We start from the raw sequence: 17471 nt of genomic DNA on the forward strand, positions 1-17471 counted from the left end.
TGCCCTGTGAAGGACGCTGTTTCAGGGCATTCATATAGTGTTCAGGGCAGATTCAGGGTGTTCCCCGATACGTGTGGCACGCGCGAGTTGCTGTAATGGAACCATGAGCAATGCAAACAATGATCCGCTGGGCGATCGCGGCAACGCAGGGCCGCAGCCCGCTGCTGGACAACCGTATTATCAGCAGCCTGCGTACGGTTCGCCGCAACCTTCCCGCGGTGGCCGTTTCTTCGCGTGGATTCGTTCCAGCCAGGTCAAGCGTGGACATGACCGTTGGATTGGCGGCGTGTGCGATGGCATAGCACGTCGTCTTGGATGGAATACCACGTTGGTTCGTGCGCTTGTGGTGGTTGCCACGCTGTTTTTCGGCGCGGGTGCCGCGTTCTATGGTCTGGCGTGGTTTGTGCTGCCGGATGAGCGTGACAATCAGATTCTTGCTGAGGATTTGATTAACGGCAAGTGGGATTGGAATTGCATTGGCGCGTTGCTGTTCTGCATTGTGGCCATCTGTTTGCCGGGTGCGGGATGGCTTGCTTTCGCGTTGGCCGCGTTGGTGCTGTGGCTTCTGCTCAATAGGCAGATTTATGCGCCGAATGTTCGTTCAAATCAGTGTCAGCAGCCTCCGTATGGTCAGCCCCCATATGGTCAGGCTCCGTACGGTCAGGCTCCGTACGGTCAACCGCAATATGGTCAGCCTCAATATGGAAGTCCTTCGTACAGACAGCCGGTGCATCCTGCATCGCCGTCTCCAGCGCAATCGAATCCTTATACTCAGCCGATGCAGGCGAGCGGCGCATATAACGGGGCGGCCAACACGGCTTCGTCACCGGAATCGCAATCGCCTCAGCCCCAACGCCCTCAGCCTCAACAGCCTCCGTATCATGCCTACCAACAGCAGGCCAACGGTCCGGCCGCTTTTGCCACGGCCAATGTTCCTCCAACATTCACCGCTCCGGTAGCCCCGGTAGCGCAGACGCCTACGTCGCCAAGAAGGGGACGTCGTAAACCGGCTGGTCCGCTGTTGGTGTTGGTGATGTTCGGTCTCACGATGATTGCATGCGCGCTATGCGTATGGTGCATTATGACGTACGGCGTCCAAGGCGGGCAGCGGGGCATCGAATACACGTTACAGGCATCCGCGGCATGCGTCGGTGGCATCTGCCTAGTGACGGGAATCGTTATTGTCGCGCTCGGATTCGTGGGCAGAAGAACGGGAGGATTGCATCCTCTGACATGGATATCCGTATTCATGTCGTTGGTCATGGTGATGGCTTTGGCGGGTTATTCGCTGTTCAGCCATCGGATTGACACGGGCATTCCCTCATCCTACAAGACGGTCAATGTGTCGGGAATAACCACCATGGGCTCCACCGCCAGTGAAATGAGCAAATACGAGCAGGGCATCGTCGCGCAAGGCAATGATTACGCCACCGACGTGCTGCATATCGACTTAAGCGATTACGCGAAAAACAACGGTCCGCACAAAGTGGATCTTCAGGATGGCACACAGGGCACAACTTCCTGCCCTACCGGAACGTTGAATGTGGTGGCCTCAAGCGCGCAGGTCGTGGTGACTTTGCCGAACGGTTGCTGGTGGACGTTCGGGTCTGACAGCAATTTCTATACCATCACCGATTTCGTCGGCAGTCCGGACGGGCTCACGTTGGATTCCGGCGGGGTCGAGTTCTCGATTCTGAGCAACGATTCCACGAAATCGGTAGTGAAAAAGCGTGCGCTGGGAACTTACGATTGGAGTTGCGGCTCGTACGGAGACGAATCCGGCATCGAGGATTTCGATGATGAGGCCGATACGGAAGATGGCACGGATACCGGCACCGATTCCACTAGGACCGATTCCCCTTTCAAGGACGGGGATGTAGACAAGGCCTACCGCGAAATCTACGACAATCATCAATATTGGCCGTGCTTCACCGGTGATGACAAGGCTCCGGTCATGCCAGCCGGACTGCAGATCAATGACGTGGCAACGGTCGGCGGCAGCGTCGCGGTGCAGTATGCGTCCGACAACACATTGGGCAAAGCGGGAAAGGAGTGACCATGAGTGACGACAAAACCCAGGAAATGCCGGTTATGACGGATGCCGGAGATATGCCTACCGAAACGTTGCATACCGTGGATGCGCAGTCCACGTATGACCAGTCGCAGCACAGTGGGCGTGCAACGCAGGATGATAAGCCGCGCGTGGAATCCGTTCCAGCGCAAAGCGTTCCGACTTATACCGCTTCGGCAGCCGGTGCGAATGGCGGGCATAAGAATCGGCAGATTGGAGACGACATCATCAGACCTTCCGGAAGAAGCGGTTCGACCATCGCGCTCGGCGTGTTCACGTGCTTCATGGGGGTGGTGACGTTGCTTTGCGGCATGCATGTGCCAATGAATCTCTGGTGGTGGGCCAGCGATCCGAAACAGTCCTTCGTGTTCCTGCTTGGAGGCATCGGCGTGCTGCTTATCGCCGTCGCCGTGATTTGGGCGATAGTCAGCGCGGTGCGTTCAAACCGATCCAAGAATGAAAACGATGTGGACAGCGACGATCCATTCGACGCTCCCCATAGCTCGGATACCACGGCCTTTTCGACTGATTCGGATAAGTCTCCGCTTTCGGAACGATCGTGAGAATCAGCTGAATAACTCCTGATGTCAGCCGCACCAACGAAATCAAGGCTGACATCGCAAACAAATGTGTGGCCACCATGGCATGACCAAATCCAACACTTGCTTTTCCATCTTGACGTTGGATTTTGGTCGTACCATGGTGGCCATTTTTATGGTGATGTACGGGGCTTACTGCAGTTTTCGGTAATTTTCACGGTGTGTTTTCACTGTGTTTTACTGTGCGGCCTCAGCCTGTGCCAAGTCCTCAAATCCAGCCAAACGAACCGTATTGCGAATCGTCTCTTCGGTGAGATTGCGCTGTTCATGCCGCAAACGCTCCACAAAATCGCGGTACAATGCCACAGTGCGGTCGGAATAGGTTCCCAATTCGCCGCGCAGATACGTTTCGAACGACGTGGTCTCTGGCGTATCTTCGACAGTGGTCAGCACGCGCATCGCCTCGCCAAGATGGGGAAAACGCTCACGAAAATCACGCGCCCACGCCACCTGAACTGCTATGATGCCTTCCTGCAAGGCGTTGCGACCCGCGGAAATCCGGGGAATATACGGCGCAATGTTTGCACAATACTCCTGTGGATATGTGGATTGCATCATGCGGCCATACTTTTCCGTCACCAAATTACGTCCAACACGGTCGGCTTCCTGCAAGTCCGACCGGTAGCTGCGCAGCAATTCCTCCGGCCACGTCATGAACTGACTGGCACGCATCTGATGAAACATCGGCCAATTGCCTTGGCAGGACGCGCGGCCGCCCTCATTATTGGTTTGCTGAAACTGATTCCACTCCAGTTTGATAATGGGTTCAACAAGATTTGCTGTATCGTGACCGTCTATTACATCTGAAATTACGTTGCCATTCATATGATTTCGATTCTTGAGTTCGTCTTATTGCTGATCTAGATGTGCGATGCCTGCAATGAAGTTATTGCAATCACAAGCTGTGCAGACAACTTGCATCGGACTTGATATGGTCCTCAACATACGGACGTTGCCATTCCACAAAAGTTTCGTGAGATTCGGTCAATCCCTCCCGCAGCAATTCATCCACAACATCACTGCAGATGCGCTCAACGGTGGCGATAATATGCTCTGCCGCAGGCTTCGCACCCTTGCCGCCCTCACCGAAACCGGCACCGCCGAAACATGCGGCGGAACTCAATCGCAATATGTCTTCCAACTGTTCGCACACGCAGGCAAGCCTTGTTGCCATACGGTGGCTTAGCTTACGCATGGCAGCAAACTGCCATTTGTAATATGGTAGATACCCAACGCTCACCGGCTCATTGATCAGAAACACCAACGAAGCCGTGGCGTTCACGAACTCATGAATGCTTAACATCGCAGCAGCGCCATCGCCACGTTGCAGCATGCGCGGCAGATTGTATTGCCCCGCCTGAGCCATCATGCCCAAACGGCGAGAAATCAAGGAAAGTCGAACATCTTCCGGCATGAACTTAAACCCCTGCCGAGTCTTGGAAAACACCCCCAGCGGATCGGCGAACACCTGACCGTTTGTGGCAGTGGCAAGTGTCGCATCGTCCAAACTCAGCCAAGACGCATAGTCGTTTTGCACCGGAGCCTCACGAAACAGTGTGATCCGCTCGAAGAAATCACCGATACGAAACACGCCATCGCGGCGGAACTCGCCTTGTGCACGCGGCGTAAGTGGCGATTGAGATGCGGCAAGAGCGTTGGAATCAGCCGAACCTTGCCCTGCAAAATGCGGCTTGCCTTGCTCATCAACAGTGAAATCGCGACTCAACGCATCGTAATCAGCCTGCAATTGCTCGCCAATCGCATCATAATCCTCATCGGTAAGCCACAGGCAGAAACGCGGTGCAAAATCATGATCGCGAGAAAACTCATCGTCGAAACCGAAACATTCCGAACCATAACCGACCAAACCTGCGGCAATCCGCCCCTGATATGCCGAATATGCGCCGGCAAGCAACGGTTTGCCGAGATCATTCCAGAATGCGCGAGACAAAGCAAGTCCTGAAATATGGTGAGAAATCGCAGGAATCGAAGATGCGCCGGATTCTGCCATATAGTGCGGTTCACTTGATTGCTGAGATTCGCTTGATTTCGGTGAATGCTGAGATTTCAAGGATTCTTGCGATTCTTGATATTCTTGCGATTCCTGCGTTTTATGAGATGATGGCATGCGCTTATGCAACGCCTGTTTTGCCGCTTCAAGATTGGCTGCAGTCGTGTGATAGTAGTCGGTGTTGCGTCCGTAGCATTCTTCAATCACACTCAACGCATGCTCATAACCGGAAACTGCATCCTGCAGGCGGCCGGCCATATAGCAGGCCTGCGCATAGCCGGCCAGCGCCGAAGCATAATGCGCACTATGTTCCAAATGCCCGGTACGGTAGATTGTCAACGCTTTCTGAGCGTGCTGTATGGCGTCGCTCGCCCAATACCGGCCCATCTGCAGGAGCAGCAACGCAAGATTGGTGTGCGTGGAGGCGACGTCTATGTCAGCGCTCGCATCGGGGGAAGATTGCTCCAACAGGTCCAGCGCCTGTTCCAGCTCGCGCTTCGCCTGATTGAGACGACCGGTTTCGCTGTACAACATGGACATATTGTTGTGCAGCGCGGCCAGGCGTCGGTCGGTGGGGGAGAAGACGGACGTGGCCGCGTCAAGCGCCTGACGGTACAGCTGTTCGGCCTCCTCGTACCGGCCTGCGGCTCGCATGCCCGTGGCCACGTTGATTAGCGTCGTAGCCCACGCCTGCGGGTCGATTTCCTGAAGATGCAAATGATCCGCAATGCTTAACGATTCGCGGATAATCGGCAGATTGTCGGTATGTCGACCTTGCGAACGGTAAAACCCTATCGTTTCGTTCAAGACCGTCAGCAAACCGGCGTCATTATGACTGTGTTCGGCTTCGGTCCGCGCCTTCTGCAGATACGGTTCAGCCTGTTCAGGAGCCTTATGCGCATCGAAAATCGCATCAAGACCACGCAAAAATCGCTGTACATCAAACGTTGCGCATCCGTCATCGCAATTATTCATATTCAGATTGACATCACTGTCTGCCATCGCAATCCCTTCATCGGTGACTTCCATCATCTCCCGAACCGCAGACGGCATCGCAGACGGCGAAACAACGAAAGATGGGGAACATGCGATACGTCGTACAAAGAACAACGGGATATCTCATCACAATAATTGTGATGAGATATCCCGTTACATAACAGAAATAATCGAAATAACTGACTGTCGAATGTCAGACATGCACTTCGCGCATACGCTCCGTAGCACCCGTATGCGTTTCGTAACGACGCGAATAGGTGACCAGCATAATCACCGCGATCAAAGCGATCGGAGCACCGGCCAAACCGGTGTAATGGTAGTTCATGGTGTTTGCCGTCAATGCGGCACCACCAACGATCGAACCAACCGCATTGCCAAAATTGAACGCGATCTGCACGGCCGCGCCCGCAATCAGCTCGCCGCCGCCCTCACCGGCCTGCACCATCAGCAGCTGCTGTGGAGACGAGTTGAAGAACAGTGCGAAACCAATCAGGAATGTCAGCAGAGCGGTGGTCACATGATTGCCAGGAACAAAGAACACCAACAGCAAACCAACCGTGGCGATGGCCTGCGAAAGCCCGGCGGTGGCACCAGGCTTCCACAAATCAGTCAAACGGCCGCCCGCAATACCACCGATCACCATGCCGAAACCGGCAAGCACCATTAACAGGGGAACCAGCGAAGAATCCCATCCACCGACCTTCTGCAGCCACGGCGAAACGTAGCTCCACCAGCAGAAAATACCGGAATTACCGCAGAACACCGCCATGAGAATAAACCACGGACCGGCGTGAGTGAGGAAACGGAACTGCCCCTTAATGCCAGCGTCCTTGATCGGCGCGACGAACGGCACCCACGCAATCACCAACATCATCGTCATCAACGCCCAAGCGGCAAGAATCGCAAACGCCAAACGCCACGACAGCATTTCCGAAAGCAATGTGCCCGCAGGCACACCCAACATATTGGCCACCGTCTGACCCGTCACCATCATTGACACGGACTGCGCTTCCTTGCCCTTATCGGCCAACGTCTTGGCAATCAGCGTGGCCGTACCGAAAAACGCGCCATGCGGCAAGCCCGAGATGAAACGAGCAGCCAACAACATGGGGGAATTGAACGAAACCGCGCTCAACGTGTTGCCGACCAGTGCGATGATCATGAACAGAATAATGAGATTCTTCGGCGGTACCTTACGGCCGAACACCAGAATCAGCGTGCCCACGCACACGCCTATCGCATATGCGGAAATATAATGGCCTGCCGCAGGAATGCTGACCTGCATGGCGGCGGCTGTCTGAGGCAAAATGCCCATCATCACGAATTCGGCGGCACCAAGAATAAAGGCGCCGGAAGCCAAAGCCAGAATGCTTCTTTTCACAGTCTCTCCTCCATGAATGTGAAGCGTGTTGGTGTGCGCGCTTGTTTACGCGCTTGTGTATTACGTGTTTTTTGATTTTTCAGGTGGTTGCGTCTCGCATATGCTGTTTTGCACCGCTGATGCGCTGGAAATAAAAAAGGCGGAACCGAAGTTCCGCCTTGAGTTGTCGGGCTGGCGGGATTTGAACCCGCGGCCTCTTCGTCCCGAACGAAGCGCGCTACCAAGCTGCGCTACAGCCCGTTTGGCAACAGTTGGAAATATTACACGATTGCTTAGGTAATGCAAATACGGCGTGTCGCGTGTGGTGTAGTGGCTTCTCGGTACACTGTGGGCTTATGAGTGAGACCATCGAATCGCAAGAAAATCAGAATGAAGAGGCTGCCGTTCCCGCTATGACTACGGTGGAGCGCGCCGAAATGCTGCTGCAGCAGGATGCGGCTATCTACGCCAAGATCAATGACGGCGCCACCCTGGATGAGGCCGTCGATCCGGGCAATAAGGAATTCGGCCCGCTGGCGCATCCGGAACAGGTGCAGATGCGTGTGGCCAAGCGTGCCATGATGCTTAAGGACGGCATTCAGCCGTACCCGGTGACCTTGGACGTCACCGCCACCATTGAAGAGGTTCGCGCCAAGTATGACGGCAAGCTTGAAGCAGGAGATGAAACCGAAGACGTGGTCGGCATCGCCGGTCGCGTGCTCTTCCTGCGTAACGCCGGTGGCTTGTGCTTCGTGCAGCTTTCCGCTGGCGACGGCACCAAGATCCAGGGCATGATTTCCAAGAAGGAGATTGGCGCCGATTCCTTGAAGCAGTTCAAGCAGCTGGTTGACTTGGGTGATCACCTGTTCATCAAGGGTCGTGTGATTGCCTCCAAGACCGGCGAACTGTCCGTGTTCGCCACCGAATGGGCCATTGCAGCCAAGGCGCTTCAGCCGCTGCCGGCCCTGCACAAGGACCTGAACGAGGATACCCGCACCCGCAAGCCGTACATCGGCATGATCGCCGACGAGAAGATGCGCAACATGGTGCGTAACCGCTCCAAGGCCGTTGCTTCCCTGCGCAAGACCTTCGCCGATCATGACTTCCTCGAGGTCGAGACTCCGATGTTGCAGACCGTGCACGGCGGTGCTGCGGCCCGTCCGTTCACCACGCACATGAACGCGTTCGACCTTGACCTGTATCTGCGTATCGCGCCGGAACTGTTCCTCAAGCGTTGCCTGGTCGGCGGCATCGACCGCGTGTTCGAGATCAACCGTGACTTCCGTAACGAAGGCGTTGACGCCACCCATGCTCCGGAATTTACCATGGTTGAGGCCTATCAGGCTTACGGCAACTACGACACCATCGGCGCGCTCGTCAAGCAGCTCGTGCAAGACACTGCCATGGACGTGTTCGGCACCCACAAGGTGACCCTGCTGGACGGTTCCGAATACGATTTCGGCGGCGAATGGAAGACCATCAGCATGTATGATTCCCTTTCCGAAGCGCTCGGCGAGGAAATCGTGCCGAATGGCGGCCCGGACAATCCGGGTACTTCCGTGGAACATCTCGGTGCCATTGCCGACAAGCTCGGTGTGGAACGCGACGATGTGGAGAACCACGGCAAGCTCGTCGAACACCTGTGGGAGCACTTCTACGAAGACAAGCTGTTCGAGCCGACCTTCGTGCGTGACTTCCCGGTCGAAACCTCCCCGCTGGTCAAGGGCCACCGTTCCAAGCCCGGTGTGGTCGAGAAGTGGGATCTGTATGTGCGCGGCTTCGAGCTGGCCACCGGCTACTCCGAATTGAACGATCCGGTTGTGCAGCGTGAACGTTTCGTGGCTCAGGCCAAGGATGCGCTCGCGGGCGACGAAGAAGCCTGCGATATTGATGAGGACTTCCTTGAGGCTCTCGGCGTGGGCATGCCTCCGGCAGGCGGCATGGGCATGGGTATCGACCGACTGCTGATCGCCCTGACCGGCGCCACCATCCGCGAAACCATCACCTTCCCGCTAGTGAAGCCGCTGAATTAAGGCAAAGCCTTAATTCAATATCGGCTTCACGCGAGGCGGAAAAGCTGACGGCCCAGTGGGCCGTCAGCCCGCCGGAGCCATCCTTATAAAAATTGCCGCTGAATTAAGGCAAAGCCTTAATTCAATATCGGCTTCACTTGAGGCTGCTTGGGTACAACCAGGCAGCCCCGCGTCTTTTAATCCCCAATTCTGTTTTATTCCCTAATTTCTGGCGCTGGTCCTGTGCTTTCGCGCACGACAAGCGTTGGTGGAAACAATAGCGTGCGCTGCGCGTCTTCGGACTGATGTTTGGATAGTAATGTGGCAAGTGTTGCTCGGGTCATTTCCGCCAGTGGCTGCCGCATGGTGGTCAATGGCGGTCCGAGATGCCGTGCGCTGTTGATGTCGTCGAATCCGGTGACGGACAGATCTTCGGGAATCGACAGTCCCAACTGATGTGCCGCGTCATATATGCCGAATGCCTGCGTATCGCTACAGGCAAATACTGCAGTTGGACGATTCTTTTGCTGCAGTAGATCAAGCGCGTGCAAGCGTGCATTTTCCGACCAGTAGTCGCCTTCGCGCACTTGAGTGTCATTGAGAACGATGTCATGCTGTGCTAGTGCCGCACGAAATCCAGCCAATCTGGCGGGGTAGCAGGTGGTGGACATTGGGCCGGTAATTGCCGCGAATTGGCGGTGTCCTAAGTTAATAAGATGGCTGCCGATTTCGAATCCGCCTGTCCAATTGTCGATGCGCACGTCCATGCAATCTTTGCATGGTGTTCCGGATGGGTCGACTACCGCATATCGAGCTCCAAGTTCTTGGCAAAGCGTTCGATCTCGCATTGGCACGTAGGCGTTGTCGAAAATCACTGCTTTGGGTCTGGCTCGGCGGATTGCTTGCCGGTAGGTGTCGTTGAGGATGCCATCGGAGGCGTTTTTCGCGCAGATGGTCACGGTCATGCTTCGTTTGACGGCGGTGTCGGTGGCTCCTTGCATGATGTCGAGCACCCATGGGTTGTCCATGGATTCGAGCACCAACATGATGGTTGTGGACAGCGCGTGTTTGACTGGCGGTTTGCTGTATTCCATGTCTTTGAGCAGCGCTTCAATGCGTTGCCGTGTTTCGTCGGAGACTCCGGAACGTCCATTGATGACTTTGGAGACGGTGGATGGCGTGGTGTTCGCAAGTTTGGCGATGTGCGACAGCTTCGGTCGTTGACTGGCGGTACGCATATTGGTTTGCGATGAAGACAGTGTCATGATAGCAGTATAGTAGAGAAATTTCTTCTAATGATTGCTATGCAGTGTAATCATTGTGTTGGAGTGCATGATAATTGCTGTTTATCTGCTGTATATTGACATTTGCAAGAAAGAAATTTCCTTATCATCTCAAGAATTTGCATTTCATTTTCTCTACTCTGACATCAGACGGCGAAAATGCAATATACGCAATGAGCGCAGGTGCGAATCGGCCGTCAGGGATAAGAAGCATTGTCATCGCGTTGCTGCGAATGGCATGATGGCTCGTATTGCACGGGCTGTTCGGGATTCTCGACAAAGGAGTTGTTGTGGACAACGCGAACGTTAAGCTCTCCCTTAAGGAGAAGCTCAGCTATGGAGCGTCGGATTGCGCGTACAATCTGGTGTTCAACGTGGTCACCACGTACATGATGTTCTATTACACCGACGTGGCCGGCATTAGCCTGCTGTCTGTCGGTACGCTGTTCCTGGTGGTGCGTGTGCTTGACGCGATTGCAGGTCCGGTGGTGGGTGCGCTTATTGATAAAACGCATACCAAGTGGGGCAAGGTGCGTCCATGGTTCCTATGGTTCGGTGCGCCATTTGCCATCATAGGTGTCATGGCGTTTTCGGTGCCGAACTTCGGCGGCGTAATCAAGATGATTTATGTGTACGTAACGTACATCATGATGAATTTCCTCGCCGTCACGGTGACCACGCCGTGCACCGCGCTGCTGCCGAACCTCACCACCAACGCCCAGGAACGTGTCAATGCAAATGCTTTCCGTAATGTCGGCGGTCAGATCGGCGTGATTGCCTCTGGTATGCTTACTCTGCCGTTGGTCAACCTGATCGGTGGTGGCAATCAGCAGTTGGGCTTTACCGTCACCATGATCATCTATGGCGTGATCTGCGTGGGTCTGTTGCTGCTGACTTTTGCCAATACGCGTGAACGTGTGTTTACCCCTAAGGAGAAGGAGCCGCCGTTCATCAAGAGTTTCGTGGCCATGCTGCACAATGGGCCATGGTGGATTCTTGTCACCCTCAACCTTGTCATGTTCATTGGTGTGGTAACCAAGGCCTCGTCCATCGTGTACTTCTTCAAGTACAACGTCGGCAACGAAACTCTTTCCTCTTTGGCTAATGGCATCAATTCGGCTGGCATGATTGCCGGTATGATTCTTGCTCCGTTCTTCGCCAAGAAGATGAAGAACCGCAATATCGCCATCATGTTCTTCGGATTCGGCATTATTGGTCTGCTTGGTCTGTACGTTGGTGCCAAGATCATGTCCATTCCGCTGATCTTCGTATCCATGGCGGTTTCGGCATTGTTCCAGACTGGTCAAAGCATGGGCTTCGTGATGTTGGCCGATGTGGTTGACTATGGCGAATGGAAGACCGGTGTGCGTAGCCAGGGCTTGATTACTTCCTGCGCGGCCATCGGTGTTACCTGTGGTGCGGGCATCGCCGGCTGGCTCTCCAGTTTTGTGCTGGAAATCAACGGTTTTGTGCCTAATCAAGAGCAGACGGCGCAAGCTCTGAACGCCATCAACATCAACTTCGTGTGGATTCCGATCGCCTGCTGCGCTATCGGCACTGTGCTGATGCTGCTGTACAAGGTCGATGATCAGATCGGCACTATTCGTGAGGAACTCGCAGTCCGTAATCAGGTCGTTGCTGAGTAAACGCACCCTGCGTATCGCGCTTCGGGCTTCGAAACGGTTTGATCCCAATTCCCTTTTCCGTTCGAAGCCCGGAACATTCGTTTTACAAACCAATAAGGAAATCATCATGAGTGTTATGGAACCTGCTGTTTTCACAGTGGAACGTGCCGACGGTACTTCTTTGACGTTACGAGGTACCCGTTATCTGCCGGAAGGTTTTTCGGAAGACGGACATTCGCCGGTGGCGGTGCTTTTTCATGGCTTCGGGGGCAATCGCATCGACTTTTCCGGATTTGTCGTGCAAATGGCGCGAGAACTTGCTTCTCGTGGTCTCGTGGTCGTTACTTACGATCGTGCTGGTCATGGCGAAAGTGATGGTACTTTCTTCGATACCACCGTTAGTGGCGATGTCGAAGACGCCTTGCAGGTAGTGGAGCAGGCTCGTCATATGAGCGGCTGCGATCCGGATAATCTGCATTTCGCTGGACTGAGCCTTGGCGCGGTGATTTGCACGCTGTTGGCACCGAAGGTGCCTGGGCAGCCCAAGTCGATCGCTCTGTGTTCTACGGCCACTTCGTATGTTGATGAGATTGCCGGTGGGCATATTCAGGGTAAGCCTCTGTCTGCCATCGAAGAGCAAGGCTATCTTGACTTTATGGGTGTTGCCATGGGACCGGCCATGGTGGAGGATGCGGGTCGTACCGATCCTTACGGCATGGCTTGCGGATATCGCGGTAAGGTGCTTGCCATCCATGGCACCAAGGATTTCATTCCTGTTGACTATATTCGTCGGTACGAGGATGTGTATGGCGAAAATATGCAGCTCAAGGTCATCGAGGATGGCGACCATGGTTTCGGCAATGTGAAGCATCGCGAAATGGTTATGCCGGCTCTCGGTGATTTTGTGGCAGAGCAGGCAGGTCTGTAAGGCCGGAAGGCTTTGCGCCGTATCGGACTTCTTGTCAGTGCACGGCAAGAATAATCTGCGACCTGTAGTGTTGTGACCTGGTCGCAGATTTGGGGCATTCGTTCGCGAATGCCCTTTTTCCCGTATCCCTTTCGTACCACCCAGCTTGCCTACCGCAGAATACATGGGCGTGAGGATGCTGAATCGCAGGGTGCGATTGAAGCTCTCCATGTTTTCAAAAAAGAAATCCCACGGGTTTCATGATATTTCGCATGAGTGACGTTCTGGGGCATTCTCCGGTATTGTGTCGATTTCTGGAAACAGACGAAATATCAATGAGTATGGTCAGGTTGTGAATCTGGAATGCGGGTAGGCGGTTGGAAGGCGAATCGTGAGTGTGATTCTAGAATGGCGTTCATGGGAATGACGATTTGGATTCGTGGCGCTCGCCCTCAAACGCTGCCGCTGGGTCTTGCCCCGGTTCTGGTCGGCGTTGCCGCCAGTTGGCGGTGGGAGGCTTTGGGTGGCCTGCGGTCGTGCCCAGCTTTTCCGGGAAGATTGCTGGAAGAGCATGATGCTGGTGATGTGCTGGGGTATTGTGCGTTTTCTCGGCCGTGGTTTGCGGTCGTTGCGATGTTGTGCGCCGTGGTGGCGGTCGGTCTGCAGATTGCTGTGAATTATCTCAACGATTATGCCGATGGTGTACGCGGCACGGACGCCCGACGAGGCAGTGACGCCGCGGGACCTCGGCGGTTGGTCGCTTCCGGAGTGGATCCCAGTCACGTGTTGCTGGCTGCCGCGGTCGCTGCTTTAGCCGCCTGTGCCGCCGGACTGGTCGCTGTCGTCATAACTGGTCGCTGGTGGCTGATAGCGCTTGGCGCAACCTGTCTGGTGGCGGCCTGGGGATATACCAACGGTCGGCATCCTTACGGATATCGGGGTCTGGGCGAACTTGCGGCATTCGTATTCTTCGGGTTGGTTCCAGCCCTCGGCACGCAGTATGCGCTAAGCGGGTCGATCACCGTGACGGGGGTGGCCGGTTCGGTGATCTGCGGCCTGCTGTCCGTCAGCGTCATGATGGTGAATAACCTGCGCGATCTCGAAGATGACGCCGCGCACGGCAAGCGCACGCTGATGGTGCGCATCGGCAGTGGGAAGGGCAAATGCTGGTGCATGCGTGCGCTGGGATGGGCTGCTGGTCTGACGGTGGTTTTCGCCATGCCATTATCGGTGTATGCCAAACTTCTGGATCTGCTCATAAAGCTGCCTGCGGAGGTGGATCGCGACCGTTCATGCACGGAATATGGCATATGCGGTGACTGGTCGTGGGGAAACGCCGATTGGATGAGCCTTGCGGCGTTCGTATCCATCGCAGGGTGTGTGGCGATTGCTACTCGTGCCGTCGCGGCCGTCCGGCATGACCAGTGGCGTCGGGCGTTGCCATTGTGCTCGATGACCTCGTTGGTCGCAGCCGGCGCGTTCGTGCTCAATGCCTGTCAGGCCGGTTTCATGGCGTAGCTGCATCCTGCATTTACGATTTCGTCATTGAGCACCGGCGATTGCCTGATGATGCAAACGGCATGCAACAGAATGAAAATTGTTGCATGAACGTAACCAAATAATCGTCATCGACGGTTGTGTTGGGCGTGCTAGGCGGTAGACTGGCAGGTATGACTTACAAACTAGTACTGCTCCGTCATGGACAGAGCGCATGGAATAAAACCAATCAGTTCACCGGCTGGGTCGACGTCCCGCTGACCGAGCAGGGTGTCGAGGAAGCCAAGAACGGCGGCCGCCTGCTCAAGGAGAAGAACGTCCTTCCGGATATCGTTTTCACCTCGATGCTGCGTCGTGCCATCAACACCGCCAACGTGGCTCTGGATGAGGCAGATCGTCTGTGGATTCCGGTCAAGCGCAGCTGGCGTCTGAACGAGCGTCACTACGGCGCTCTGCAGGGCAAGAACAAGACCGAGATCCGTCAGGAGTACGGTGACGAGAAGTTCATGCTGTGGCGCCGTTCCTACGCCACTCCGCCGCCGGAGATCGATCCGAACGACGAGTACGCGCAGAACAATGATCCGCGCTACACCGGCGATCCGGTTCCGGAAGCCGAATGCCTGGCCGACGTGGTCAAGCGCGTTGAGCCGTACTTCAAGTCCGACATCGAGCCGGAGCTGAAGGCTGGCAAGACCGTTCTGATCGCCGCTCACGGCAACTCCCTGCGCGCCATCGTGAAGATGCTCGACAACCTCTCCGAAGAGGAGATCGCCAAGGTCAACATCCCGACCGCAATGCCGCTGCTGTACGAGCTGGACGAGAACTTCAAGCCGATCAAGCCGCGTGGCGAGTATCTGGATCCGGAAGCCGCCGCTGCTGGTGCCGCCGCTGTCGCCGCCCAGGGCCAGAAGTGAGTTTGTTGCGATTGATACGCAGGTAATCGCGTTCAATCGTACGGAACGTATATGAAAAGGTGGAAATCCACAGTATGTGGGTTTCCACCTTTTTGCGTCCGGTATCTTTGTTGGGTTATTACGTCCGTCTGCCGGATGAAATACGGAACATGAGATGTGCGGCAGACGGACGTCAATCGCAATCGGCTCAGATCACGCCGTATTCCTTAAGTAACATCGGAATATCGGTGGAATCGAGCTTCTTCAGAATCTGCTTCAACACGGTCTTTTCAATGGGGTTGAGTTTCATGTCGGTAATCGGCTTGCCGTCACGCAGCATCACTGTGGCGTTGAGCAGGTTGCGTACGTCGTAGACCGAACCCCACACTTCCGGCACGCCACGGTCCACATCGCACAGCGTGTACACCGCTTCCATGCCGGTGCGCATCGAATACTCGGTGGTGAAGATCGTGTCGCGCGGGGTTTCGGCGAACTGGCCGAGGAATGCGAAATTCACGGCACCATCAGGCACCACATCAGGGCGGTCGCCGGCGGAACGAGGCATGAAGAACGCGTCGATGTATGGCATCATCACCGGAACGGTGTTCGCATGGTTCGTGGCGAGTTCCTTGATCTTGTCGGTCGGCACGCCCATATGGTAGAGCCATTCCTCGCAGATTTCCTCGCCAGTGCATTCCTGCATCGGCTTCTTCACATAGTTGCCGGGCTTGTCGGGGAACAGACCGTACACCCACACGCACAGCTGGTCTTTCGGCTGGTCGCGGAACTGCTGTTGACGGTTCAACGTCCAGCTCATCAGCCAGTTGGAATCCTCAACGGTTACGATGCCGCCGGTCACCACATGGCCGGTGAACGGGTCACGCTTACAGATCTTCTGAATATACGGCGGAATCTCCATGTCAAGCGTGGTCACGGTGGCGCTCATCCACTTCGAATGCTCCGGATCGCCGCAGAACACGTCCGGGTGACCGAAACTCGGGTCTTGCTTGGCAATGCGACGCCACATGTCCCAGCCGCCGCCGGGCTTGATTTCCGGAGCCCATGCGGCCGCTTCGGTTTGCGAGCCCATGGTCGAGTTTTCCACGCAGCCACCATTGGTGATGAACACCAAGTCGTTTTCGCCCAAATCAATGCTTCGCGCGGTGCCATCCGCTTCGGTCAGGTCGATGCGCGTAGCCATTTTCTTGGTTGGCGAACTGTACGGATTGCGTACGAACACGCCGGATTCAGCCTGCTTCTTCAAAATCGTGTCTTGACCGGTGCCGGTATGCGAACGTACCGGTCCCATGCCTCCGCCAATCTTGAAATCGACATTCTCCACTTTCGCGTTGTAGTGGAACTGCACGCCGAATCCTTCCAAATACTTGATCATCGGCAGAATCATCGACTCATACTGGTTGTAACGGGTGAAACGCAACGCACTGAAGTCCGGCAATCCGCCAATATGATGAATATATCGACGGATATACAGCTTCATTTCCAACGCACTATGGGTGCGCCAGTACATCCAGAAATTCGAATTGAAAACCTCATCGTCGAAATAATCAGAAATTTTCTTGCCGTACAGTTCCTCATTCGGCGTGAAGAACAATTGCATGATCTCCATCGAGGCTTTGTCTGACAGATTGAATTTGCCGTTCGTGCCTGCGTCAACGCCGCGCGCTTTCGTGGAGCGGCAGAGTGAGAAGTTGGGATCTTCCTTGTTCAGCCAGTAATACTCGTCAAGTACGGAAACGCCTTCCGTTTCGATGGATGGAATGGAACGGAACATGTCCCACATCACTTCGAAATGGTTGTCCATTTCACGGCCGCCGCGCATCACATAGCCAACGCCGGGAATATTTGCGCCATCGCAGGCGCCTCCCGGAACCGCGTCCTTTTCGAATACGTGAATGTGGCTGCCCGGCAGTTGCGCATCTCGCACCAGGTAACAGGCTGCGGTGAGTGCGGCCAAGCCGGTGCCGATGATGTACGCGTTCTTGCTGTCCATGCCTTCGGGTTTCTTCGGTCGGGCGAATGCTTCGTAATTGCCGTTGGAATAATACATGACTGCCTCCTTTGGATGTCACTGCACATATTGTGCCGCGACATTGCGTAAAAGTATATGGGCAAAAAATAGACAGATTGTTTAATTTTTCTTACGGCTTGACGAAAGTGAAATAATGCGGGAGATAGTGCTTGACGATTCGTGCTGAA

At 55.1% G+C, this 17471-nt stretch carries 12 protein-coding genes and 1 tRNA gene; 7 read left to right on the forward strand and 6 right to left on the reverse strand.

The genetic code is table 11. The features are described from left to right. Window positions 1-103: 103 nt before the first annotated feature. Window positions 104-2056 carry a PspC domain-containing protein gene (locus BBPC_RS09430; protein WP_033524211.1) on the forward strand — a complete coding sequence of 651 codons (1953 nt, stop codon included), beginning with the start codon at window positions 104-106 and terminating at the stop codon, window positions 2054-2056. A gap of 2 nt (window positions 2057-2058) precedes the next feature. Then, on the forward strand, window positions 2059-2634 hold the full coding sequence (locus BBPC_RS02005; RefSeq protein WP_004219946.1) for a DUF3784 domain-containing protein: 576 nt from the start codon (window positions 2059-2061) through the stop codon (window positions 2632-2634). A gap of 213 nt (window positions 2635-2847) precedes the next feature. On the opposite strand, the gene BBPC_RS02010 is transcribed toward BBPC_RS02005, so the two are convergent. From BBPC_RS02010 to BBPC_RS02025, 4 genes are all read right to left on the reverse strand, one after another. Then, a complete protein-coding gene (locus tag BBPC_RS02010) occupies window positions 2848-3495 on the reverse strand; it encodes a DUF4125 family protein (RefSeq protein ID WP_004219943.1) in 648 nt (215 codons plus the stop codon). 70 nt (window positions 3496-3565) lie between these two features. Beyond that, complete coding sequence (locus BBPC_RS02015) at window positions 3566-5683, reverse strand: DUF4037 domain-containing protein (RefSeq protein WP_047749578.1); 2118 nt, start codon at window positions 5681-5683, stop codon at window positions 3566-3568. A 187-nt stretch (window positions 5684-5870) separates the two neighbouring features. After that, complete coding sequence (locus tag BBPC_RS02020) at window positions 5871-7058, reverse strand: MFS transporter (RefSeq protein ID WP_004219940.1); 1188 nt, start codon at window positions 7056-7058, stop codon at window positions 5871-5873. Between the two features lie 166 nt (window positions 7059-7224). Further along, a tRNA-Pro gene (locus BBPC_RS02025) sits at window positions 7225-7298 on the reverse strand. Between the two features lie 95 nt (window positions 7299-7393). Here BBPC_RS02025 and lysS point away from each other — a divergent pair. Then, window positions 7394-9070, forward strand: a complete 1677-nt coding sequence (gene lysS / locus BBPC_RS02030) for a lysine--tRNA ligase (RefSeq protein WP_004219939.1) — start codon at window positions 7394-7396, stop codon at window positions 9068-9070. Between the two features lie 194 nt (window positions 9071-9264). Here the strand turns inward: lysS and BBPC_RS02035 are convergent, their stop codons facing one another. Next, window positions 9265-10314: a LacI family DNA-binding transcriptional regulator gene (locus tag BBPC_RS02035; RefSeq protein WP_226562786.1), complete on the reverse strand. Its 1050-nt coding sequence runs from the start codon at window positions 10312-10314 to the stop codon at window positions 9265-9267. A 308-nt stretch (window positions 10315-10622) separates the two neighbouring features. Here BBPC_RS02035 and BBPC_RS02040 point away from each other — a divergent pair, with 308 nt between their 5' ends. The 4 genes from BBPC_RS02040 (at window position 10623) to BBPC_RS02055 (ending at window position 15275) form a co-directional block, all read left to right on the forward strand. Beyond that, a complete protein-coding gene (locus tag BBPC_RS02040) occupies window positions 10623-11978 on the forward strand; it encodes an MFS transporter (RefSeq protein ID WP_033524212.1) in 1356 nt (451 codons plus the stop codon). Window positions 11979-12084: 106 nt separating this feature from the next. After that, complete coding sequence (locus BBPC_RS02045) at window positions 12085-12885, forward strand: alpha/beta hydrolase (protein WP_226558210.1); 801 nt, start codon at window positions 12085-12087, stop codon at window positions 12883-12885. 396 nt (window positions 12886-13281) lie between these two features. Beyond that, complete coding sequence (gene menA, locus BBPC_RS02050) at window positions 13282-14382, forward strand: 1,4-dihydroxy-2-naphthoate octaprenyltransferase (protein ID WP_033524250.1); 1101 nt, start codon at window positions 13282-13284, stop codon at window positions 14380-14382. A gap of 152 nt (window positions 14383-14534) precedes the next feature. Continuing rightward, the gene (locus BBPC_RS02055) at window positions 14535-15275 is read left to right on the forward strand and encodes a phosphoglyceromutase (RefSeq protein WP_003808215.1); all 741 of its coding nucleotides are present in this window, start codon (window positions 14535-14537) and stop codon (window positions 15273-15275) included. A 187-nt stretch (window positions 15276-15462) separates the two neighbouring features. Here the strand turns inward: BBPC_RS02055 and BBPC_RS02060 are convergent, their stop codons facing one another. Continuing rightward, window positions 15463-17322 (reverse strand): oleate hydratase, encoded by a 1860-nt coding sequence (locus tag BBPC_RS02060; protein ID WP_004219923.1) that lies wholly within the window; start codon window positions 17320-17322, stop codon window positions 15463-15465. Between the last annotated feature and the right edge of the window lie 149 nt (window positions 17323-17471).

Origin of the sequence: Bifidobacterium pseudocatenulatum DSM 20438 = JCM 1200 = LMG 10505, assembly GCF_001025215.1 — a bacterium.
Classification (GTDB): Bacteria; Actinomycetota; Actinomycetes; order Actinomycetales; family Bifidobacteriaceae; genus Bifidobacterium; species Bifidobacterium pseudocatenulatum.